Source organism: Geobacillus sp. CCR (assembly GCF_052906625.1).
In genome coordinates, this window is sequence record NZ_JBREBQ010000013.1 from 51,747 (window position 1) to 74,067 (window position 22,321).

At 54.9% G+C, this 22,321-nt stretch carries 23 protein-coding genes; 20 read left to right on the top strand and 3 right to left on the bottom strand.

From position 1 onward, the window contains the following. Positions 1-37: 37 nt before the first annotated feature. The 3 genes from ACVBDQ_RS08610 to ACVBDQ_RS08620 are packed head-to-tail and all read right to left on the bottom strand — an operon-like array spanning position 38 to position 2,996. Entirely contained in the window at positions 38-1,771 is a 1,734-nt protein-coding gene (locus ACVBDQ_RS08610) for a hypothetical protein (RefSeq protein WP_318548943.1), read from the bottom strand. Positions 1,772-1,813: 42 nt separating this feature from the next. Further along, the gene (locus ACVBDQ_RS08615) at positions 1,814-2,392 is read right to left on the bottom strand and encodes a PilW family protein (protein ID WP_318548945.1); all 579 of its coding nucleotides are present in this window, start codon (positions 2,390-2,392) and stop codon (positions 1,814-1,816) included. After that, on the bottom strand, positions 2,376-2,996 hold the full coding sequence (locus ACVBDQ_RS08620) for a type IV pilus modification PilV family protein (protein WP_318548947.1): 621 nt from the start codon (positions 2,994-2,996) through the stop codon (positions 2,376-2,378). Before ACVBDQ_RS08620 ends, ACVBDQ_RS08615 begins: the two co-directional genes overlap by 17 nt. 143 nt (positions 2,997-3,139) lie before the next feature. On the opposite strand from ACVBDQ_RS08620, the gene ACVBDQ_RS08625 reads away from it, so the two are divergent. The 20 genes from ACVBDQ_RS08625 to minD all read left to right on the top strand — a co-directional run bounded on the left by ACVBDQ_RS08625 (position 3,140) and on the right by minD (position 22,066). Further along, entirely contained in the window at positions 3,140-4,756 is a 1,617-nt protein-coding gene (locus ACVBDQ_RS08625; protein ID WP_318549054.1) for a hypothetical protein, read from the top strand. Further along, positions 4,746-5,525: a PRC-barrel domain-containing protein gene (locus ACVBDQ_RS08630; RefSeq protein WP_023633502.1), complete on the top strand. Its 780-nt coding sequence runs from the start codon at positions 4,746-4,748 to the stop codon at positions 5,523-5,525. Before ACVBDQ_RS08625 ends, ACVBDQ_RS08630 begins: the two co-directional genes overlap by 11 nt. A 16-nt stretch (positions 5,526-5,541) precedes the next feature. Further along, on the top strand, positions 5,542-6,912 hold the full coding sequence (locus tag ACVBDQ_RS08635) for a VanW family protein (protein ID WP_318548950.1): 1,371 nt from the start codon (positions 5,542-5,544) through the stop codon (positions 6,910-6,912). Further along, positions 6,909-8,573, top strand: coding sequence for a GspE/PulE family protein (locus tag ACVBDQ_RS08640; RefSeq protein WP_023633503.1), 1,665 nt, complete (start codon positions 6,909-6,911; stop codon positions 8,571-8,573). The genes ACVBDQ_RS08635 and ACVBDQ_RS08640 overlap by 4 nt, the downstream gene beginning before the upstream one ends. A gap of 12 nt (positions 8,574-8,585) precedes the next feature. Next, positions 8,586-9,641 (top strand): type IV pilus twitching motility protein PilT, encoded by a 1,056-nt coding sequence (locus ACVBDQ_RS08645; RefSeq protein WP_318548952.1) that lies wholly within the window; start codon positions 8,586-8,588, stop codon positions 9,639-9,641. After that, positions 9,628-10,839 carry a type II secretion system F family protein gene (locus ACVBDQ_RS08650; RefSeq protein WP_096224779.1) on the top strand — a complete coding sequence of 404 codons (1,212 nt, stop codon included), beginning with the start codon at positions 9,628-9,630 and terminating at the stop codon, positions 10,837-10,839. The genes ACVBDQ_RS08645 and ACVBDQ_RS08650 overlap by 14 nt, the downstream gene beginning before the upstream one ends. A gap of 87 nt (positions 10,840-10,926) precedes the next feature. Continuing rightward, a complete protein-coding gene (locus ACVBDQ_RS08655) occupies positions 10,927-11,394 on the top strand; it encodes a prepilin-type N-terminal cleavage/methylation domain-containing protein (protein WP_446663171.1) in 468 nt (155 codons plus the stop codon). Between the two features lie 21 nt (positions 11,395-11,415). Further along, positions 11,416-12,162: a prepilin peptidase gene (locus tag ACVBDQ_RS08660; RefSeq protein ID WP_446663172.1), complete on the top strand. Its 747-nt coding sequence runs from the start codon at positions 11,416-11,418 to the stop codon at positions 12,160-12,162. Positions 12,163-12,183: 21 nt separating this feature from the next. Continuing rightward, positions 12,184-13,122, top strand: a complete 939-nt coding sequence (pilM, locus tag ACVBDQ_RS08665) for a type IV pilus biogenesis protein PilM (RefSeq protein WP_446663173.1) — start codon at positions 12,184-12,186, stop codon at positions 13,120-13,122. After that, positions 13,112-13,687, top strand: a complete 576-nt coding sequence (locus tag ACVBDQ_RS08670) for a fimbrial protein (RefSeq protein WP_023633736.1) — start codon at positions 13,112-13,114, stop codon at positions 13,685-13,687. The genes pilM and ACVBDQ_RS08670 overlap by 11 nt, the downstream gene beginning before the upstream one ends. Next, on the top strand, positions 13,684-14,403 hold the full coding sequence (locus tag ACVBDQ_RS08675; protein ID WP_014196429.1) for a hypothetical protein: 720 nt from the start codon (positions 13,684-13,686) through the stop codon (positions 14,401-14,403). The genes ACVBDQ_RS08670 and ACVBDQ_RS08675 overlap by 4 nt, the downstream gene beginning before the upstream one ends. Before the next feature lie 21 nt (positions 14,404-14,424). Further along, complete coding sequence (locus ACVBDQ_RS08680) at positions 14,425-14,886, top strand: type II secretion system protein (RefSeq protein WP_011232097.1); 462 nt, start codon at positions 14,425-14,427, stop codon at positions 14,884-14,886. Positions 14,887-15,002: 116 nt separating this feature from the next. Next, on the top strand, positions 15,003-16,118 hold the full coding sequence (locus tag ACVBDQ_RS08685) for a stage II sporulation protein D (protein ID WP_446663174.1): 1,116 nt from the start codon (positions 15,003-15,005) through the stop codon (positions 16,116-16,118). A gap of 436 nt (positions 16,119-16,554) precedes the next feature. Continuing rightward, a complete protein-coding gene (locus ACVBDQ_RS08690; protein ID WP_021321859.1) occupies positions 16,555-17,130 on the top strand; it encodes a Maf family protein in 576 nt (191 codons plus the stop codon). Positions 17,131-17,265: 135 nt separating this feature from the next. Next, a complete protein-coding gene (gene radC / locus ACVBDQ_RS08695) occupies positions 17,266-17,946 on the top strand; it encodes a RadC family protein (RefSeq protein ID WP_015375501.1) in 681 nt (226 codons plus the stop codon). A gap of 157 nt (positions 17,947-18,103) precedes the next feature. Beyond that, positions 18,104-19,126, top strand: coding sequence for a rod shape-determining protein (locus ACVBDQ_RS08700; RefSeq protein WP_011232093.1), 1,023 nt, complete (start codon positions 18,104-18,106; stop codon positions 19,124-19,126). A 19-nt stretch (positions 19,127-19,145) separates the two neighbouring features. Further along, positions 19,146-20,012 carry a rod shape-determining protein MreC gene (mreC, locus tag ACVBDQ_RS08705; RefSeq protein ID WP_025038978.1) on the top strand — a complete coding sequence of 289 codons (867 nt, stop codon included), beginning with the start codon at positions 19,146-19,148 and terminating at the stop codon, positions 20,010-20,012. Beyond that, complete coding sequence (gene mreD / locus ACVBDQ_RS08710) at positions 20,009-20,527, top strand: rod shape-determining protein MreD (protein WP_015375499.1); 519 nt, start codon at positions 20,009-20,011, stop codon at positions 20,525-20,527. The genes mreC and mreD overlap by 4 nt, the downstream gene beginning before the upstream one ends. 40 nt (positions 20,528-20,567) lie before the next feature. Then, positions 20,568-21,260: a septum site-determining protein MinC gene (gene minC, locus ACVBDQ_RS08715; RefSeq protein WP_013144614.1), complete on the top strand. Its 693-nt coding sequence runs from the start codon at positions 20,568-20,570 to the stop codon at positions 21,258-21,260. A gap of 2 nt (positions 21,261-21,262) precedes the next feature. Then, complete coding sequence (minD, locus tag ACVBDQ_RS08720; RefSeq protein WP_011232089.1) at positions 21,263-22,066, top strand: septum site-determining protein MinD; 804 nt, start codon at positions 21,263-21,265, stop codon at positions 22,064-22,066. Positions 22,067-22,321: the final 255 nt, after the last annotated feature.

Below are 22,321 nucleotides of genomic sequence, written 5' to 3' on the forward strand. Positions count from 1 at the left end.
GAGCGCCGCTTTCCGTTTTGAATCAAAAATGCCTCCTTCATTCTACTTCCAATCGGTCGACCACGAGCGAAATGCGATTGACAAAAGGAAGTCCTGTCCCTTGTTCAACAAGCATTTCAGGACGATAGCGGACGACGAGGCGTGAGGATAACGGATCACTTCCTGGCGTAAACCGGTCCGGTTCTCCGTTTTCCCCATTGACTTGACCGCGGAATGCGTTGACGACAAGCCCATTGATGTCTGTGTCTGGAGCTGTTGCTCTGTTTCCGCGGGCGAACAACCCGCCTTCAATGTACAAATACGACCCGACAGCATAAATCGTCGCGCTGCTGTCTGTGTAAAAGTATCCTTTCAAATTCGGTGTCGGAATGGTTGGGTTATTGAATTCATTAATACGGGAAATATCGAGCGGACCTTTCGACAGCAACACAACACCTTTGTTGTTTAGCGCCCGTTCGATCCGGCTTTGGTAAATTTTCGTGCTCCCGGTGACGTAGATGCTTGCGTCAAGCCGCAAGTTGCCTGTCAAAGTTAAATCACCGAGGACGATAAAATTTCCGCGTACGCTGACAAATGTACTGGGATTTGTCGGCCCATCAAGGCGAAGATCGCCGTTGACAATGAGCCATTGGTTGACTCCGCTGTTCTGAATATCGACATCTCCTCTCAAAACGCTGTTTCCATCGAGGTAGAGCGGTTTGGTTTTGGACTGCTCTTTGATCACTTCTTCAAGCGTTTTACGTGGATCGTTTGGATCCGGTTGATTCGATTGGATCGAGGTCCATTGATTGGACAACTCTGCCACTAACGTGTGAAGTTGGCTATTTTTGTCCCCGGCTTCTTGAATGGATTCCATTCGCTCAATGTAATCGGATGACGGGGGCAAAATTCCCGATGCTTGCAACAGTTTGTCGGCCACAGTAAGGTCAAAATCGACATCGATAAAATCTTCGTTTTCTTGCCTGATGGTTGGCGCCGGTTCTGGCACATCCGTCGGCCAACGAGGCGCCCAATTGGTCTTCATGCGAAAACGGCCTTGTGATGCTTCCCAGCAACCGGTCGTTTGCCCGCATGCATTCAATTGTCCGTCGTTTGTATACCAAATCGAGGAAGAGGATAAAAGCGGCATGCCGGCGTTAGACGAATTGACGGTCAGCTGTCCGTTTGCCTTCACATAGTTGGTCGCGTTGCTGGCATAGGCGTTTTGCCCTGTGTATACATTCCCGTTTTCGACATAAACCCCGCCGTTGAGGACCACTGTTTCCTTTGAGCCAAGCGCATATTTCAAAAAGCTTGGCGTATTGGTCACAAAGACGAGCCGCTTGACGGTTCGCGTCCGATGGCCGTCCGTAAACGGTTTGGACAAATTGAGCGCGCGGAGGAACACTTTGTTCGTCGGAATGTTGTACAAGCGATAGGACACGTCTTCCACCTCCACGCCGTAGCGCGCTTTCAGCTTGCCGGCGATCGTCTCCGGGCTGGGGGTGTCCTCGTTAATACCGAGAAAGGCATCCCATTGACTAGGGGTGAAAATGTCATGGTGAACAAAAAAATCATCGTCTGAAATCTCAGCTTTAAGCTCAGCAATTGCTTCATTAAGGGCTGTTTTGGCTTCGTGAAACGATTCGATGTTCTCGACGCGCACCGTGGTAAATCGCGCTTGCTGGACGGCGACTGTAAAAATCGTCAAGCCGAGCAAAAAAAAGAGGGTGATCATGAGCATCGTCGTCACCAAACTGTAGCCAGCGGCGTTCAAGCGCAGTCGGTTCATCGCAGCCCCTCCCTTCGCAGACAAAGTTTTGGAATGCAATACTTAAAAACCAAATTCCGTTGTCAATGTAAACGGCGGCACATACAGCCAACCACTCGGGTCGGCGTGTCGACGGTCGGAGACAATGAGACGGATCGTCATGACGCCGCTGCGGCACAGGTTTCCTTCTTTTCGTGCGCAACGGAATGAAAACGATGAAGAGTCGCCCAGCAAAAAGCGGGAAGAGGTGATCGTTTCGCCATTGATCGTGAGCGCGCCGTCTTGGATGGACATCGTCATCCGCTCGATGCTTTCCGGCTTTTTCTCTTCACGGGAGACAAGCCCGGTGTCCGCATCGGCTTTGAATTCTTGGTTTTTCACAAAGGTGACGGCCGTTAACGGCGTGTTTTCCTCTTGACTTTCCATTCCATCTGGAGAGAGCGTGTACAGCTCGTTCATTATTCGGGCCATGGTGTAGTCCGCTTCGCTGCGCAAGTCGTTTTCGATGCCGATGCGCTCGTAGGCGCGAATGCCGGTTAAAAACACCGTGTAGATAGCGCCGATGATGAGCAAAGAAATGGAAACGGCGGCCAACAGCTCGATCATCGTCATGCCGGCTTCGCTTCTAGCGGATTGTTTCATCGGTGATCACCCCTTCGACCCACGCCGTCTCGTTCGTGCGCTCGCCCCAACGGACGGTGGTGTATAATTTGGTCATGTAGCCGCCGGCGTTTGATTCGGCTGCTTTTTCCGTTTCAGCGCGGATGCGCGCCTGCAGCGGCGCAGGCAAGGAAGCGAATTCCGACGATGAAGTGAATGCATCCCATGCCTCCTTGTCGTATCGGACAAGGTAAACGGAAGCTTCGTAACGGACATTGTTGATTTTCGGGGCGAACTGCGCTTCACATACCGTATGCAGTTGGCCAGATTCACCGGGAAAAAACAGCGCCGCCAACGATTCGTTGCCGCAATCGTCTTTTGTTAGCTCAAGAAACGGTGTTTGATGGTCTTCCATATACTCTTTTAGCCGGGAGAAATCTGCGTTTTTTTCAAAATAGACAGCGACGCCGCGGGCGACGTTGACGGCCACCGTCCGACCTTGGTTGTAAGACGTATGCATCATCGCATTCGTGAAAAAGTAAAACAAACCGATCGCGACGCCCGATAAAAGAGTGATGGCCAGCAACGTTTCGATCAACGTAAATCCTGCTTGACGACTAGGAAGAGGAAAATTGCTTCCCGCCATTTGTCATAACCTTCTTTCAAAATATGTAACTTTATTATACAATATTTTCGAGTCGAACCATGTAGAATTTTAGGATAAGAGAACGAGCAATGGCATATTTGGCGCGTTATTGCCAATGATACGCCGGGAAGGAACGGGTGGGCATGTGGAAAGAGGCGGTTGTTTACGTTGTTGCATTCATAGTGGCGCTGTTGGCTGTTTGGCTGCTGCCGCTTGGATTCAGCCGGGCCGGGGGCGCGGCGGTGGTGGCGGCTGCCTTTTTGGCTGCGGGGCTGGCGCAGTTGGCCGAATCGGTGATTCCGTTATGGCAAATCGCCCTGCTCGTCGGGCTTTTGCTGTTGGCGGGCTCGTATTTGCTTGTTCGTTGGTTCGGTCCGCTTCTTTACCGGTCGGTGGAGACGGAGGAAGCTGGGGAACGGAGAAAGGGAGGATGGAAAGGGAGTGGCGATCGGACGGCAGCGGGCGACAGGTACGGGACGATGGTCCAGAATGCAACGGAACATCTAGTCGATTCGGCCTGGCCGGCAGCTTTTGGACAAAACGGCGCTTCGAGGGAATTTCAAGGCGCTGACTCGGGTGGGGAGGCGTTGCGATCGCACGTGCAGGAAACCGGTAACACCGCTTCAGGAGCGTCGCCTGCAGAGTCGGAAGCAGCTTCGGGAGAGACGGAGCGGGCGCCGAAATCCAGCGAGGAGCCCTGGGAAGAACAGACTGCTTTCTTGCTTCGATCGATGGATGGCATAGAGGAAGCCGCTTCCGATCCCGGAGCGGATCAAACCGAGCCGGAGGAGCTGCTTTCGTTGGATTCGGCCGATGCGGAGCAAAAAATGCGCTCCGTGGACCGAGACGATGCCGAGCAAGAGGAGTTTTTCCCGTTGGATTCGGATCGTGTGGAGCTGGAGAAGTTGTCCGCCTTGGATTTGGATGCAGTAGAGCCGACCGCCATGACGGGTGACGGTGGCGGGCTGAATGTTGAGCCGGCGCGCCGTCTGCGCGATTGGCTCGATGAGCTGCCTGTCTCGATGACGCCAGACATCGAAGCGGCGGTGCTGCAGGCGGGAGCGGCCGCCAACGGCCGCGGCCTGTTGCAGGCGCTTGATCTCAGCCATGAAGAAGAGGAGGGGCAACTTTCCGCGTTCATGTCTTCTAGCTCGGCGGGCGTTTCTGCTGCAGAAAACGGGCTGCCTTCCGGCCAGGCAATGCCGCGTGAAGGGGCGCTTTTGGAAGAAGCAATGCCGGGTATTGTCGACTGTTCGCTGCCGGAAACGGACGAGGCTGCCGAACCGCCCCGTCAGGAGGACGCGATGAAAGCAGAGCCTGACAGGCAGGAAGGGCAACGAGCGGAGCATGGCTGGTCGGAAGGCGAACAATCAACCGAGCGCCGCGAGCCGGAAGAAGATGGGCAAACGGAAAGCCGGCGGGAGGAAGAGAGCGAACGGCCAGCGCGAATGATCGGTCCGGAAGTCGTGCAGGCGGTCGTTCTTGAATTGCGCCTCAACCGCCGTCGTTTGGACGCCGCCGATTACGAGCGCTGCATCCGCCGCTGTTTGGACGCTCCGCTTTCTGACCGCGACTATTACGTATTGGCCCGTTTGTTAATGGAACATTATGTAGTAGAACAACAGTACGGCAAGCTCGCAGCGTGGCTCGAGGAGCTCGCTGACCGTTTTCGCGCCTATCCGGCTGTGGCCGAAGAGTTGGCGCTTTGGCGGCAGTTTGCCGCAACACTAAACAGTTGGGGTGAACAAGATGAAAGCTAGCGCGCAAATCATTGGGCTGCCGATCATCAGCATTGCTGACGGTGCACAAATCGGCACGGTGAAAAGTTTGGTGATCAACCCGGACAAAGGGTCGATCGATTTTTTGACTGTGGAACAAGACGATGTGCAACTCAGTTTAAAGGCCATTCCGTTTAAAAAAGTCGTCGGCATAGGCGAGTTTGCCGTGACGGTAGAGCAAGGGCACGATGTAATTGACCTCTCGGAAATTCCGATCGCCAATCAGCTCGTCAATAAGCAAATCCGGATTAAAAATACGAAAGCCATCACGCGAAAAGGGCAGCTGCTCGGCGAAGCCCGCGAGTTTTTCGTCGATGAAGAGTCAGGGGATATTGTCGGCATCGCTCTTCAGCTCGAGAAAGGGGAAGCGGTGCTGCCGGCCTCGGAAGTGTTGACGTACGGCAAAGATATTTTGATCATCAACGACGGAGCGAACGAGTCGCTTCTTGATGACCCGGCGCAGTTGTTGAAGGCAGAGAGCATCGAGCCAACCGGCGGCATGGCGGAAGAGGACGTTTCCGCGCAAATGGAGGCGATGGCCGAAAGCGCGGAAAATGTTGAAGCGCTACAGTCGCTGAGGGAAAAACAAGTTGCGCTGTTAGCTGGAAAGCGGCTGACAAAAGATATTTATGATGCAGACGGCCGCCTGCTGTTTAAAGCGGGCACTTTGCTTGGCGAAGAGGATGTGCGCAAGGCGCAAGAGGCGGGGCCAAGCGTCATCGTCGATGTCTCGATGAATGTGGAGGCGTAATGGAGGAGGGTCGGCGGTGAAAAAGGCTGCCGCGTGGAAATTGTTTGTTGTCATGGCTGTTTGCACCGTTTATTTTATCGCTTTTTCGCATCTGGGCACCTTCGCCTATGATGTTTTGGCCCCGGATAACGCCCGCCTTGGCCCGGGCACGGCGGTCGGTCCGGTGTCACTCTCCGGCATGACGCCCGAAAGAGCCCGACAGGCGGTTGTCGAGCGGGTGAATGAGTGGCGGGCGACCGCTTCCATTTCTTTGCAGTACCAAGAAAAGCGCATTGACCTGCCGGCGGACGCGTTTGCGTTCCGTCTTGCCGAGAGCACGAAGCGGTTTGTCGACGGGAGGCGCACGCCGCTGTTTGTGATCGCTGATTTAGAAAAATGCCTCCAAGCGGCGGCAGCCATCGTTCCGCCGGCGGCGTTATCGGCGCTTGACATCAAGAAGCTTGGGGCGGATTTAGAGGGACAGGCGGCTCAGCTGCAAAAGCCATCATCTCCGATCGACTTGGCTCGCTACATATCGTTTGCAAACGGCCGGCAACCGGTCGTCAGCGAAGCGGCCGCATCGGCGCCTGACTCTTCGGCCGTCCGCTGGCTGTCTGGCGAGCGGCGCGCGGTGATCAAAGCGAAACAGCTGTTTTCGTTTGGCGATTATATGAAAAAGGTGAAGGCCGATTTGTCCGATGAAGCGGCCGATGCGATCGCTTCAGCGGTGTACCGGGCGGTGCTGGCGACCAATTTCACTGTCGTGGAGCGCTATACGAGCCGTATGTTGCCGGATGGAGTGACGCCCGGTTTTGAGGCGGCCATTAGCGGCGGCCGCGATTTGGAATGGTTCAACCCAAACACGACCGACTACACGCTTCTTCTCCGGCATGATGGACGAAAGGTGCGTGTTGCCATTATCGGGTTGCCGTTTGCCTATCAATATATCATTCGCCTAGGCGAGGCGGAGTCTATCGAACCGCGTGTCATCGTCCGCTATGACGCGCGCCTGGCGCCGGACGAGAAGAGGACGGAACAGATCGGGCGGCCGGGGCTGGTTGTGACGGTGGAACGCGAAGTGCGCGACGGCGCTCGGCTCGTGCGCAAAGAAACGGTGAGCGAAGATTTTTATCCGCCAACGTATACGATTCACGTGCGCGGCCTTGAAGTGCCGGAAAGCAATGTTGGGCAAAGCGGCGACGGAGAAGGCGGAACGATGGAGCCGGCGAATGGGGTGACGGAAAACAACGGAGCGGCGAACCAACCGAATTCGACTGCGAAAAACAGCGGCGGGAATATAGAGAGCGGGACCGCGTCAAAGAAAGGCGATGAGGCGAGCAACGGGGAATCGGCCCCCGCCGCTGGCAGTGAAGAGAAGACGGATGCGGGCGGAGGGGAGGAAAAATGAGCAAAAAGCAGGAACGGAAACGGCTTGGTGATTTGCTTGTCGAAGCGGGATTGATCACCGAAAGCCAGCTGGCCGAGGCGCTGCGCGAGAAGGCGCCCGGGCAAAAGCTCGGCGACGCCTTGTTGCAGCGCGGCTACATCACCGAACAGCAGCTGATTGAGGCGCTCGAGTTTCAGCTCGGCATTCCGCACGTCAGTTTGTACCGGTACCCGATCGATCCGAAAGCGACAAACCTCGTGCCGAAAGAGTTTGCCCGCCGCCATATGGTCATGCCGCTCAAGGTGGAAGGCGATCGGCTGCTCGTTGCCATGGCCGATCCAATGGACTTTTTTGCCATCGACGATTTGCGCCTGTCGACCGGGTTTCAAATTGAAACGGCGATCGCTTCAAAAGACGATATTTTGCGGGCGATCAATAAATATTACGACATCGACGAAGCATTTGAGGATTTTTTACAAACGCCGCCGCCTGAGGTGCGCGACGACGAGCGGGCTGCTGAGGACGATTCTCCCATCGTTCGTTTGGTGAACCAAATTTTGCAGCTTGCTGTTGAACAGCGGGCGAGCGACATTCATATCGATCCACAGGAGACGAAAGTGCTCATCCGCTATCGGATCGACGGCCTGCTTCGCACCGAACGCGCGCTGCCGAAACATATGCAAAGCATGTTGACGGCGAGAATTAAAATTTTGGCCAATATGGACATCACCGAACACCGCGTGCCGCAAGACGGGCGGATCAAAATGGACATCGATTTTCATCCGGTCGATTTGCGCGTTTCAACGCTGCCGACCGTATACGGTGAGAAAATCGTCATGCGCGTCCTCGATTTGGGCGCAGCGTTAAACGATATTCATAAACTTGGCTTCAATCCGGTTAATTTAGATCGGTTCATCCGCTTGATCGAGCGGCCGAACGGCATCGTCTTGATCACCGGACCGACCGGTTCGGGGAAATCGTCGACGCTCTATGCGGCGCTCAACCATTTAAACAGCGAGCACGTGAACATTATTACGATTGAAGATCCAGTCGAATATCAGATCGAGGGCGTCAACCAAATTCAAGTCAACCCGAATGTCGGCTTGACGTTCGCCCAAGGGCTCCGCTCGATTTTGCGTCAAGACCCGAACATCATCATGGTTGGGGAGATTCGCGACCGCGAGACGGCGGAAGTGGCGATCCGCGCTTCGCTCACCGGTCATTTAGTGTTGAGCACGCTCCATACGAACGATGCATTAAGCACGATCACCCGCCTGATCGACATGGGGATTGAGCCGTTTTTAGTGGCCACATCGCTCGCCGGCGTTGTCTCGCAGCGGCTTGTGCGCCGCGTCTGCCGCGACTGCCAAGAGGTGTATGAGCCGACGAAGCGGGAGCGGGACATTTTCGCCCGCCGCGGCATTGAGGTTCATCAACTTGTCCGCGGCCGCGGCTGCCCGATGTGCAACATGACCGGTTACCGTGGACGGCTGGCGATTCACGAGCTGCTTGTTGTCACCGATGAGATGCGGCGCGTCATTTTAAACAACGAGCCGTTTTCGAAATTGCGAGAGCTTGCCCTGCAAAACAAAATGATTTTTTTGCTGGATGATGGGCTGTTGAAAGTGAAGCAAGGGTTGACCACGCTTGAAGAAGTGCTGAAAGTGGCCATTTTGCATTGATGGGTGAGACGGATGAAGGAAAAGCTTGAGGCGTTATTGCGCGCGGCCTTTGAATGCCGCGCTTCCGACGTGCATTTAACCGTCGGTGCGCCGCCGATTTTTCGCGTGAACGGGGAGTTGAGAGCTTACGGCCATGAGCGCCTGCACCCGGAGGAAACAGAGCAAATGGCGCGATCCGTCATTCCGGCGCCGCTTTGGCAGCAGTTTCAGGAAACCGGAGAGCTTGATTTTTCGTATGGCATTGCCGGCGTTTCCCGCTTTCGCTTAAACGTGTTTAAACAGCGGTCATGCGTGTCGCTCGCCGTGCGCCTCATCCCGGTGCGCATCCCGACGCTGGAGGAACTTGGCCTGCCGGATGTTTTAAAGCGCATCGCCGAAAAGCCGCACGGACTCGTGCTTGTCACCGGACCGACCGGCAGCGGCAAATCGACGACATTGGCGGCGATGATCGACTATATGAACAAAACGATGTCGAAACATATCATCACGCTGGAAGATCCAATCGAGTATTTGCATAAACACGGGAAATCGATCATCGACCAACGCGAGGTGGGATTCGACACTGGCAGTTTTGCCGCCGGATTGCGTGCTGCGCTTCGTCAAGATCCAGACGTCATTTTAGTCGGGGAAATGCGCGATTTGGAAACAATCCAAACGGCAATCACCGCCGCGGAAACGGGCCATTTAGTGCTTGGCACGCTTCATACGGCGAGCGCGCCGGCGGCGATTGAGCGGATGATTGACGTCTTTCCGCCGGCCCAGCAGGCGCAAATCCGGCTGCAACTTGCTTCCGTGCTCGTGGCCATCATCGCTCAGCGCTTGTTTCCAAACAGACACAAAACCGGGCGGACGGCAGCGCTGGAAATTTTAGTGAACAATGCAGCCGTCGCCAACTTAATCCGCAACGAAAAAGAACATCAAATCATCAATATTATGCAAACGAGCCGCAGCCTCGGCATGCAGACGATGGAAATGAGCGTTAAGGAGCTTGCAGCCGATGGACGCATCGATCCGCTGGCGGCTGAAGTGTATTTGGCGGGGGAGCGTGGGGACGATGGCGCAGTTTAAGTACGAGGGACGCGACCGAAGCGGACGGAAAAAAGCTGGAGTGATCACTGCCGTTTCGCGGCGCGAGGCGGCGGCAAAGCTTCGGGAAAAAGGAATTCGCCCGCTGGCGCTTGCCGAAGTGCCGCCGTCCATATGGAACAAAGAAATTTCGTTTGGCCGCGCCGTCAAACTGCAGCACTTTGTCATCTTTTTGCGCCAGTTCGCAACGCTTGTGCGCGCCGGGGTGACGATCGTCGATTCGATCCGCATTTTGGCGGAGCAAACGGAAAGCAAGCCGCTCGCTAAGACGCTTCTTGACATCGAACAGTCATTGCGCGGCGGGAACCCGCTCTCAGCGGCAGCGGCGAATCATCCGCGCATCTTTCCGCCGCTGTTTGTCAACATGGTGCGCGCCGGTGAAGCGAGCGGGACGCTTGACGAGACGCTTGACCGCTTGGCCGATCATTTTGAAAAAATGCATCGGACGCGGCAAAAAATCGCCTCGGCGCTCGCCTATCCGATTGCTGTTGCCATCATTGCCACCGCGGTCGTTATTTTTTTGCTTGTCGCCGTTGTGCCAACGTTCGTCGAGATGTTCGCCGAGTTTCACGCCGAACTGCCGGCGATTACGAAGTTTGTGCTCAAGGCAAGCAGTGTGATGCAGCGGTATTGGTGGGCCGTCGTCCTGCTTTTTGCCGGCGTGTACGCATCGTTTGTGGTTCTTCGGCGGCAAAAGACAACGAAGTACTATTTGGATTATGCCGCCCTGCGGATGCCGATGTTCGGCACGCTCGTGCAAAAAGCGGCGCTCGCCCGCCTGACACGGACGCTCAGCTCGCTTGTTGCAAGCTCGGTGCCGATTTTAGAGGCGCTTTCCATCGCTGGGCGCGTCGTTGAAAATGAAGTGATCGCATCTGTGCTGGCTGAAGCGCGGACCTCCCTCGAGCGCGGGCAATCGCTCTCGGAGCCGCTCCGCCGCCATTGGGCGTTTCCGCCGCTTGTTGCGCAAATGATCACGATCGGCGAACAGACCGGTGCGCTTGACGCCATGCTCGGCAAAGTTGCTGATTTTTACGAAGCGGAAGTCGATGCGGCCACCGACCGATTGAAATCGCTCATCGAACCGCTCATGATCGTGCTTCTCGCCGGCGTCGTCGGGACGATCGTCACTTCGATCATCGTGCCGATGTACGATATTTTTAATCATATTCAACAGTAGAAAATAAGAAGATATTCCTGTTTGTGCTGTTTTGTTGTAGAATAATAGGGAAAACAGGCTAAAAATGAAAGAAAGGGAGAGTGAACCATGTTCAAACGGGTGTTGAAAAACGAGCGCGGCTTGACGCTCATCGAACTGCTCGCCGTCATCGTCATTTTAGGGATTATCGCGGCGATTGCCATTCCGGCGATCGGGGGGTTGATTGACAATTCGAAAAAAGATGCGCATGTAGCCAATGCACAGCAAATGATCAATGCCACGAAAATTGCGGTGACAGCGGATAAAAGTCTTATACCTGCCAGCGGAAGCACCAGAGAAGTTCAACTGCAGCAGCTAGAGAATGATGGATACTTGGAAACAGTAAAAGACCCAGATGGAGTAGGTTATGACAAAACCGGCTCATATGTAATCGTTAGCAATAACAATAATAAGTTGTCTTATAGTGTTAAATTGATTAATAGTAAACGAGGCGTCCAGACTAGCGATGGAGGAGCCGTTACCGAGGACAATTTAGGTCGTAACCAAGTTAGAAACAATCCAGCCCAACAATCTTAAATATTTCCCCAGTGAGGACAAATGGTTGTAAGTTATTTATTTATTCTTTCCCTCCTCCTCGCCTCGTTCTTTAACGTTGTCGGGCTGCGGGTGCCGGTCGGGGAGTCAATCATCAGGCCGCGGTCGCATTGTCCGGCGTGCGGGCGGACGCTGTCGGCGAGGGAGTTGATCCCAGTCGTGTCGTATGTCGTGCAGCGTGGGCGGTGCAAAGGGTGCGGGGGGCGCATCTCCCCCCTTTACCCGGCGATGGAATTGGCCACCGCTGCCTTGTTTACGGCCGCGCCGATGTGGGTCGGCTGGGGCGGGCGGCTCGTTGTGGCGTGGACGTTGATCAGCTTGTTTGCCATCATTGTCGTCTCCGACCTTCGCTACATGCTCATCCCCGACCGGGTGCTTTTGGTGTTTGCCGGTTTGTTTTTGGTTGAACGGCTTGTGATCCCGTTTTTGCCGTGGGCCGATATGCTTCTTGGCGCGGCGGTCGGATTTTCGCTTTTATGGCTGATCGCCGTTTTGTCCAAAGGCGGGATGGGGGGCGGCGATGTGAAGCTGTTTGCCGTGCTTGGGTTTGTGCTCGGTTGGAAAATGGTGTTGCTCGCGTTTTTCTTGGCGACGTTGTACGGAACGGTGATCGGGCTTGTCGGCATGGCGTTGGGCCGTGTGCGGCGCGGCAAGCCGATGCCGTTTGCGCCGGCGATCGCACTCGGGGCGTTGACCGCGTTTTTCTTCGGAGAAGCGATCGTGCGCGCGTATATTTCACTCATGATGTAAAGACGGCAGAAAGGAAGCGGAATGAAGATGGCGTTATGGCGGCGAAAGGCGAAACAGGCGAACATCATCATCAAAGATCATGTCCTCCGCTATGTGGAAGCAAAGCCGGGACAGCCGCCCGAGGCGAGGCGATGGGGCGAGCGAGCCTTGCCGCCCGGCATCATTCGCGATGGAAAAATCGCCGATCGGGAAACGTTGGCGATGATTTTGGACGAATGTGTTGACGAATGGAAACTTGACGGGCGGCGTGTCCGCTTTGTCGTTCCCGATCCGTTTGTGATGATCCGCCATTTGCCGCTTCCCGCTCATTTGTCGGACGAGGACATACGCGGCTATTTGTTTATGGAGCTTGGTGAATCGATTCCGCTTCCGTTCGCCGATCCGGTGTTTGACTACGTCGTGGCCGAGAGAACAAACGAGGTGCTGAACGTGCTGTTGTTTGCCGCGCCGGAAGAGGCGGTGGCCGAATATGCGGCGCTCTTGGAAGACGCAGGCCTGCGCCCGGTGGCGGCCGATGTGTCCCCGCTTTGCGCCTATCGTCCGTTTTTGGTTGCCGGACAAGCCGCGGCGGACGACCACATTTTGCTTGTCCAGTTTGACGAATCGGCTGTCAATTTGAGCGTCTTCCACCGCCATTTGCCGCAGTTTATGCGCCATGTGCCGCTTGAGGCGCCCGGGGAGCCGACGGCGGCGATCGTCGACCCGTTTATTGACGTGTATAAAGAAATCGAGCGGATGATGAGCTTTTATTCGTTTTCCATCCAGCAAGGAAAACAGCAAATTACGCGCCTCTTCCTCACCGGCGACCATCCGCGGCTTGACGATGTGTTTGCCGTTATGTCAGAGCGGCTTGATGTGCCGCCGGAGCGGCTTTCTCGCTCGCTTGATCCGTTGCCGGACCGTTATCATCTCGCCTGGGGATTGGCGTTGAAAGAAGGAATGGCTGACCATGATCGTTGACATCAACTTGCTGCCGCGCAAAGAGCCGCGCCGTGCGGCGGGCGCCGTGCTGGCGGCCTTCGCCGTTTTGCTTCTGCTGCTTGGCGCTGGGGGAGGCTACTGGCTGATGGAGCGTGCGAATCAACGGCTCGCGGTGCTTGAAGGGGAGCTTCGACAAGTGCGCGCTGAGCAGGCGGCGATGGAGGCGAAGGGAAAAACGACGGAGCAGCAGCAAGCTGAGCAAGAGCTTGCTAAAGCGGTCGAATGGGCGAACCGTTATCCGCTCAAAACGGTGCCGCTGTTGCGTGCGTTGGCCAAACAACTGCCGGAGCGCGGCTTTATCATGAACTTTTCGTATGCTGGTCAAAAGACGGTGACGATGACAGTGCAGTTTGATGCGGCGGAAGAAGCGGCCTATTATTTAGATCGGCTTGAGGAAGTTCATTTGGTCAAAGCCGTCAAATTGACCGGCATCTCGGCCAGCGGCGAAAGCGGCGGGGCAGAGGGGGAAACGATCGTGCCGCGGTATATCGCGCAATATGAGCTGGAACTTCAGCCGACAGGAAAAGAGGGGGACAACGAATGATGGGCCGTTTTGGAAAATGGCCGCTCGTGTTTACCGGGGTGTTTCTTCTTGCCGCTCTTTTGTTTGCCGCTTTCTATGTTTTTGTGCTCATGCCGCGCTACGAACAAATGGATCGGCTCGAGGCGGTCGTACAAAGCGAGAAAAACGTGTTGGCTGCAATGAAAAAGCAGGCGGCGGGGAATCGAGAAGAAACGGCAGAGAGCCTGGCGGCTTTGCAGAGGAAAGTGCCGGTGCGCCCGTTCGCCGACCAACTGTTGCTGACGTTTCAAAAAGCGGAATATATTTCTGACAGCCGGCTATTGAGCGTCAGCTTCGCTGAAGGGCAAGGAACCGGAGAATCTCCTTCGCAAGGGAACGCGAATGGAGCGGAAAGCAAGGCGTCCGGAGACAAGGCGTTGATTCCTCCAAGCGGCATCCAGTCTATTACCGCCCAATTGACGGTGGAATCTCCCTCCTATTATCAGCTTGAACGGTTTTTAGAGGTGCTTGAGCACTCCGAGCGCATTTTGGCGGTGGAAGGATTGACGTTTACCGGCCCGCCGGAGTTGACGTCCACCGCTGTCGACGTGCAACCGCTCGCCTATTCCATCAATGTCCGCGCCTTTTACGCGCCGCAGCTTGAGAAATGGAAGCAGCTCATTCCCATCCGCGATGTCCCTCCGCCAAGCGGCAAAGACAATCCGCTCGTGGAAATGGCGCCGTCTTCGGGCCGGTAGCGGGGATGGTGGAAGTCCGATATGCTCATTCGCATGAAGCGGGGGATGACCCTCATTGAGCTTTTGGCTGTGTTGGTGATCATCGGCATTGTGGCGATGATCGTCGGTCTTGCCATGTGGACGGTGATTGATCGGGCGCGCGAGCGGGCGTTTGTTTCGGATGCTTATGGCTTGTATGAAGCGGCGCGGCTGTATGTCGGCGCCGAGAAAGTGGAATTTTTGCCAGCCCGTTCTTCTGCCATATTGTCGTATGGAGAATTGGTGGGCAACGGTTTGCTGGATCCAATCGAAGATCCGTTTACCGGAAATGTATTGCCGCCGGAAACGAATCCATCGTACGTGCTTGCCACGAAGCGGGAAGACGGCGGGATCGATTACGCCGTTTGCTTGAAAGGCGAGACAAAGCAGCTTTGCACCTATGAGGGGCGCGAGCAGCCGATTCCCGTCGAAGCGCTGGGGACCGAGGCGATTCGCAACCGTTGATGTCGGAAAATGAAGAACAGAAGCGGGGACAAGACGACAAATGTCTTGTTCTTTTTTTTTCCGTTTGTGGTAAGATAGGCGAAAGAAATCGAAGCATGAAGAAGGACGGTGGCCAAATGGACAAGCAGCGCATGCGCATTATGGTGAATATCAACGGCAAGCCCCGCCCATTTACCGTGGAGCGTTCGTCGGAAGGACGGCCGTCCGAGGAGTCGGGTGGATATCCGGTGGACAGCCATCTAGGGAAAGGACAGCGAGCAGAAAACGAGGCGGATGACAGCCGCCAAGTGAGCGCGTTTCAAGAAGGCGGGCCATCCGCAGGCAAGCCATCAACAGGCCTGTGGTTTACGGAGGATGGGCAAGTTCGAGAAGATGTTGAAACGACGGGTTGGGAAGAGGCGGCCGCCCTTGAGGCGGATGAACGGGTCATTTCCGTTTCCGAGGCGATGCAACAAAAGAAAAGCGCCAGACGTCGGACATGGCGGCTGCCGGCTCAAGCCAAGTCGCTGCTCGCCGCCGCGTTGGTCGCTGCGTTGGTCGGCATGGCGTTTGGCATGACGGTGCTGCGCATCATTCCGAAGGAAAAATCTGCTTCGTCGCCGGCATCTGAAGCGATGACGGAATTGACAAAGCCTGAAACAGCGGCGGGCGAAGAAGGAAGAGAAAGCGTCGTACGAGCGCCGTTTTCCATTGCGGTCATTCAAGCTGGCGTCTATTCGAATGCGGCGGCGGCCAAGCAGGCGTCCGAATCGATCAAAACAGCAGGCGTGCCGGTCGTCGTCGCGGGGCAAAAACCGGCAGCGCTCTATATCGCCGTCGGCGCGGATAAGGAAACGTTGCGGACGGTCAACGACCAATACCGCCAAAGGGTGCCAAGCACGTATGTCAAAGAGCTGTCGTTTGCCGCCGAAGCGGCGGCGCGCCGGTCGGAGGCCATCCAAAAAGGGGAGGTTTTGTATGAAAATATGGCAGCGGTCTCCGCGGCTTTGCTTGGCGGCAGGAAAGCAGGAGAAGATGACTGGCAGGCGCTCCAAAAGGCGTATGACGCGTTAGAAAAAAGCAACGCTTCAAGCGACAAAACAGTCGGTCGGTATGTTGAAGCGCTGAAGCAGGCGTATGTCGCCCTTGCCGCATACAAAGAGCGACGGGATGAAGCGCTGTTGGCCAAAGCCCAGCAACAGCTGCTCGAGGCGCTCGCCGCTTATATCGAATTGGTGCCGCTAGGGAGCTAGAAGCCCCGTTTTTTTTTGCCTATTGCATATATAAAGAATTTCCGATTTTTCGTTTCTATATTTATCTCCATACAAGTCGACTATGATATAACGTGGCGAGTGATCGGCTGGATGTAAAACAAAATTTCAACTTATATAGAATAGATGGCAACGAAAACGTTTCACATATCCTTGACGGAAAAGCCGTTTGTCCATTTTTCGACTGTCGAAGGCAAGCCTGTGGCTTGGAAGACCGAACAACCACCCGCTTCACAGACCCATACATGGGTCTGAAAGCGGCGTTGTTCGGTCGCCCGACAGTCGATCAAATGCCTAGTAAAATTTGCAAATGTTCATGCTTCAAATTGCATCTATACAGAAAATTGCCTTTCACCGCAAAATTTGCTACGATACAAGTGAATCTTCCGAACCGAAACGAGCGAAAGGAGAATGAGCGATGCCTCCACGGTTCGTGCTTGCATCCCGCTCCCCTCGACGAAGGCAGATCCTCGAGCTGGCCGGCTGGCCGTTTGATGTGCAGGAAAGCCATGCCGATGAGACGATTCCCCCCGGAACGCCCCCTGATGAAGCGGTTCAACTTCTTGCCCGCCGGAAAGTGGAGGCGGTGATGTCCTCTTTTCCCGACGCGTATGTTCTTGGCGCTGATACGATCGTTGTGTGCGCTGGCCGCTTGTTAGGGAAGCCGCGCACGGAAGAAGAAGCATTCGCCATGCTGCGTCAGTTGTCCGGGCGGACGCATGACGTATGGACCGGTGTCGCCATCGCACTCCCTCAAGGGTCCATCACCTCGTTTGCGGAAAAAACAGCGGTGACGTTTTGGGAGCTCGATGACGAGGAAATCGCCGCCTATATTGCGACCGGGGAGCCGATGGACAAGGCGGGGGCGTATGGCATCCAAGGCCGCGCTGCCCTGTTTGTCAAACGGATCGAAGGCGACTATTTGACGGTCGTCGGCCTGCCGCTGTCGCGGACGGTGAGGGAATTGCGCCGGCTCGGGTGGCCGCCGGCATAGATCAAAGCAAAAGCGGCCGCCGTCTGGCGCTTTTTGGCAAAAGAACGCCCCCGCAAACGGATTCTGCTGTCGTACCGAGGGGCGGTTCAAGCCTCTCCATCTTTCGATGAAGCAAAACAAAAAAGGGGGAGTATGATGGCGTGGATGATCCGCGATGTTCCGAAAGACAGTCGGCCGCGTGAACGGCTGCTGTCATCAGGGCCGGAAAGTTTATCCGACCATGAACTGATCGCCATTTTGTTGCGCACGGGCACGAAGGAGGAGTCGGTCGTGCAGCTCGCCCAGCGTCTCCTTCGCCATTTTGAGGGGCTGAGACCGCTCAAAGACGCAACGGTCGAAGAAATGACGAACATCAAAGGGATCGGGCCGACGAAAGCCGTGCAAATTTTGGCGGCGTTGGAGCTCGGCCGACGCATCCACCAGTCCGGCTGCGCCGACCGCTATGTGATTCGCTGCCCGGAAGACGGAGCGAAATACGTCATGGAAGATATGCGCTTTTTATCGCAAGAACATTTTGTCGCCATTTATTTAAATACGAAAAATCAAGTCATCTACCGCAAAACGGTGTTCATCGGCAGTTTAAACGCCTCGATTGTCCATCCGCGCGAAGTGTTTAAAGAGGCGATCAAACGTTCCGCCGCCTCCGTCATTTGTGTGCATAACCACCCTTCTGGCGATCCGACTCCAAGCCGCGAAGACATCGATGTGACGAAACGGCTCGCGGAATGCGGCCGCATCATCGGCATCGAGCTCTTGGATCACCTCATCATCGGCGATCAAAAATTCGTCAGTTTGAAAGAAAAAGGCTACGTCTAGCGGTTCTCATTTTTTGTCGAATCAGTTATAATATCAACTATGGGTTTTTCCGAATCCGTTCGGGCGGTGTTGTACAATTTATAAATGACTTGACATCCGATCCATGTTGTCAATAGAAAATCATATGCATTTCGTTTCGGAAAGGAAGATCGATCATATGTTTGGAATTGGGACGAAAGATCTCGGGATTGATTTAGGAACAGCGAATACGCTCGTTTATGTGAAGGGAAAAGGGATCGTTTTGCGCGAGCCGTCGGTTGTCGCCATTCAGCGCGACACGAAGCAAATCGTCGCCGTCGGCAATGAAGCGAAAAACATGATCGGGCGCACGCCGGGCAACATCGTGGCGCTTCGTCCGATGAAAGACGGCGTCATCGCTGATTATGAAACGACGGCGACGATGATGAAATATTTCATTCGCAAGGCCGTCAAAACGAAAGGGTTGTTTGCCAGCAAGCCGTATGTGATGGTATGCGTGCCGTACGGCATCACGGCCGTAGAGGAGCGCGCGGTCATCGATGCGACGCGCCAGGCTGGAGCACGCGATGCCTATACGATTGAAGAACCATTTGCGGCCGCGATCGGCGCCAATTTGCCGGTGTGGGAGCCGACCGGGAGCATGGTCGTCGACATCGGCGGCGGTACGACTGAAGTGGCCGTGATTTCGCTCGGCGGCATCGTGACGAGCCAGTCGATCCGCATCGCCGGCGATGAAATGGATGAGGCGATCATTCAATACATCCGAAAAACGTACAATTTGATGATCGGAGAACGGACGGCGGAGGCGATTAAAGTCGAGATCGGCTCAGCCGGAAATCCGGAAGGAATCGGAAACATGGAAATTCGCGGCCGCGACTTGCTCACTGGGCTGCCAAAAACGATCGAAATCAGCGCCGAAGAAGTGGCTGAGGCGCTGCACGATACGGTCTATGCGATCGTCGAGTCGGTGAAAAACACGCTCGAAAAAACACCGCCGGAGCTGGCGGCTGACATTATGGACCGCGGCATCGTGCTGACAGGCGGCGGCGCTTTGTTGCGCAACTTGGACAAGGTCATCAGCAAAGAGACGGACATGCCGGTCATCGTCGCGGAAAATCCGCTTGATTGCGTGGCCATTGGCACCGGGAAAGCGCTCGACCACATCGACTTGTTTAAAAACAAGGCGAGAGACCATCGCTGACGGTAAGAAGGTGTGACGCATGCCACAGCTTTTTGGGAATAAGCGTCTCATTTTTTTGCTCGTCAGCATCGTCATCCTTGTCATGTTGATCGGCTTTTCCTTGCGCAGCCGCGAAGAGTTGACGTGGCCGGAGCAGTTTGTAAAAGATACGGTCGGTTTTGTTCAGCTTCTGTTTGGGAAGCCCGCCGAGGAGATCGCGGGCTTCTTTGAAAATGTGAGCGATCTTCGCCGTACATATAAGGAAAACGAACTGCTGAAGGCAAGACTTGAGGAATATGCGGCGCTTGAGACCGAGGTCGAGGCGCTGCGGCAAGAAAACGAACGGCTGCGCGCGTTGCTCGATAAAAAAGAGAGCTTGCGTGATTTTGTTTCGATTCAGGCGACGGTGATCGGGCGGAACCCGGATCGTTGGCGGGAAACGATCATCATCAACAAAGGCGAGCAACACGGCGTGAAAAAAGATATGGCCGTCATCACCCCAGCGGGGCTTGTCGGCAAGGTGCAGCACGCTTCCCAATTTACGTCCACTGTGCAGCTGTTAAGCGCGCTTGACCAAAACAACCGCATTTCCGCTTATATCCAAGGAAAGGAAAACGTGTTTGGGTTGATCGAAGGCTACGATGAGAAGCGGCGCGAGTTGCTGCTCGGAGAAATTCCGATTGACGCCAAAGTGGAAAAAAGGCAAAAAGTGTTGACTTCCGGCCTTGGCGGCGTGTTTCCGAAAGGACTGCCGATCGGTGAGGTGACCGAGATCAAGCCGGACCAATACGGATTGACGAAAGTCGTCTATGTCAAGCCGTTTGCCAACTTGTATGATATTGACGACGTCATGATTGTGAAACGAACCATCGATGCAGCACTGCAGGAAAAGGAGGAGGCAAAGTGAACAAGTGGCGTCTCCCTTTCCTTGCGGTGTTATGTTTTGTGAGTGAGAGCCTGTTTGTTGATGTATGGCCAAAAGGCGACTTGTATGTCCACTATTTTTTTGTTCCCCGGTTTTTTCTTGTTTTTCTCGTGTTCACAGCGATGCATTTCGGCGGGACGCGGGCGATGGGGTACGGGTTCATCTTCGGTTTTCTGTATGACTGCGTCTACACAGAGCTGCTCGGTGTTTATGCGTTTGCCTATACGCTTATCGCCTACTTGGCGGGCAAAGCGATGAAATGGTTCCACCAAAACTGGTTCGTTGCATCGCTCTTGTCGCTGCTTTCCATTGTGCTGCTTGACAGTTATGTCTACGGCATCCAGCTGTTGATCGGGCGGACTGATTGGTCGTTTTCTGTTTTTTGGGACCGCCGTCTATGGCCGACGCTGCTTCTGAACGTCGCGTTTTTGCTCGTCTTTTCGTACCCGCTCGAACGGCGATTGGCCAAAATTCGCCGGTTTGAGCAGGAAGAATAAAAGAGGAAAAACAGCCCGTTTTGTAGAATTATTCGTTGGGGTGAACGTTGTGGCGAAACAAAAGCAGCAGTATGTGACGATTAAAGGGACGAAAGATGGGCTGACGCTGCATCTCGACGACCGCTGCTCGTATGACGATTTATTGAAAGAAATCGAGGAGCGGCTTGTCAAACAAGCTGGCGTCGCGCCAGACAGCCCCCTTGTCTCTGTTCATCTGAAAATTGGGAACCGCTATTTGACGCCTGCCCAAGAGGAAGAGGTGCGTGCGCTCATCCGCCGTTCAAAAAATTTGGTCGTCGATTCGATCGAAAGCAATGTCATGTCGAAAGCAGAAGCGATAGAATGGATGAGAAAAACGGAAATTGTGCCCGTTTCGCGCATTGTCCGTTCGGGACAAGTGCTTCATGTCGAAGGGGATTTGCTGCTGATCGGCGACGTGAACCCTGGCGGAACGGTCATTGCCGGAGGCAACATTTTCATCCTCGGCGCCTTGCGCGGCATCGCCCATGCCGGGTATGCCGGCAATAAACAGGCGATCATCGCTGCATCGGTCATGAAACCGATGCAGCTGCGCATCGGCGACATCATGAGCCGAGCGCCCGATTCGAAAACGGATGAAGGAAATGAAATGGAATGCGCCTATATTGATGAGCATAACCAAATTGTTGTCGACCGCCTTCAGCTGCTTATGCATTTGCGGCCGAATTTGACGCGCTTAGAAAGGAGAATGTGACCGTGGGAGAAGCGATCGTCATCACTTCCGGAAAAGGCGGCGTCGGCAAAACGACGACGACCGCGAACCTTGGGACGGCCCTCGCCATTCTAGGGAAGCGGGTGTGCCTTGTCGACACCGACATCGGGCTGCGCAACCTCGATGTCGTGCTTGGGCTTGAGAACCGAATTATTTATGATTTGGTCGATGTCGTGGAGGGGCGTTGCACGGTGCAGAAGGCGCTTGTGAAAGACAAGCGGTTCGATAACCATTTGTATTTGTTGCCGGCCGCGCAAACGAGCGATAAGTCGGCGGTCAACCCCGCGCAAATGAAACAGCTCATTGAGGAGCTGAAACAGGAATACGATTATGTGCTCATCGACTGTCCGGCTGGAATCGAACAAGGCTATCGCAACGCTGTCGCCGGCGCGGACGAAGCGATCGTCGTCACGACGCCGGAAGTGTCGGCGGTCCGCGACGCCGACCGCATCATCGGCTTGCTTGAAGCGGAGGAGCACGTCAAACCGCCGCGCCTCATCATCAACCGCATTCGCAGCCATATGGTGAAAAACGGCGATATGTTGGATGTCGACGAAATCATCTCGCATTTATCGATCGAGTTGCTCGGCATTATCGCCGACGATGAAAACGTGATCAAAGCGTCGAACCGCGGCGAGCCGATTGTGCTGGACCCAAACAGCAAAGCGTCGATCGCCTTCCGCAACATTGCCCGCCGCATCCTCGGCGAGTCGGTGCCGCTGCCGCCGCTTGAGGAAGAGGAGAAGGGGCTGTTTTCAAAGATTCGGAAAATATTTAGTTTGAAATAATAGAGTTGGCGCAAGAAGGCCGTTGAATGGGCCTTCTTTTTTTATTCATAATTGTTGTGCTGTTTGGAATTCCTGATCTGTAACAACGGAAGCAGATGGTATCGATCGGTTGCGGCGCTCAGCCGAAACGTTGGTGTGAAACCGTTTGAGGGATTTGTTCGCGGACGTGTTCGGCGAGGCGCGGCGAAAAACGCTCGTTCATATTCCATGAGGTTGTCTCATAAATTAGTACAAACGTTGTTGGAAAGGTGGAGG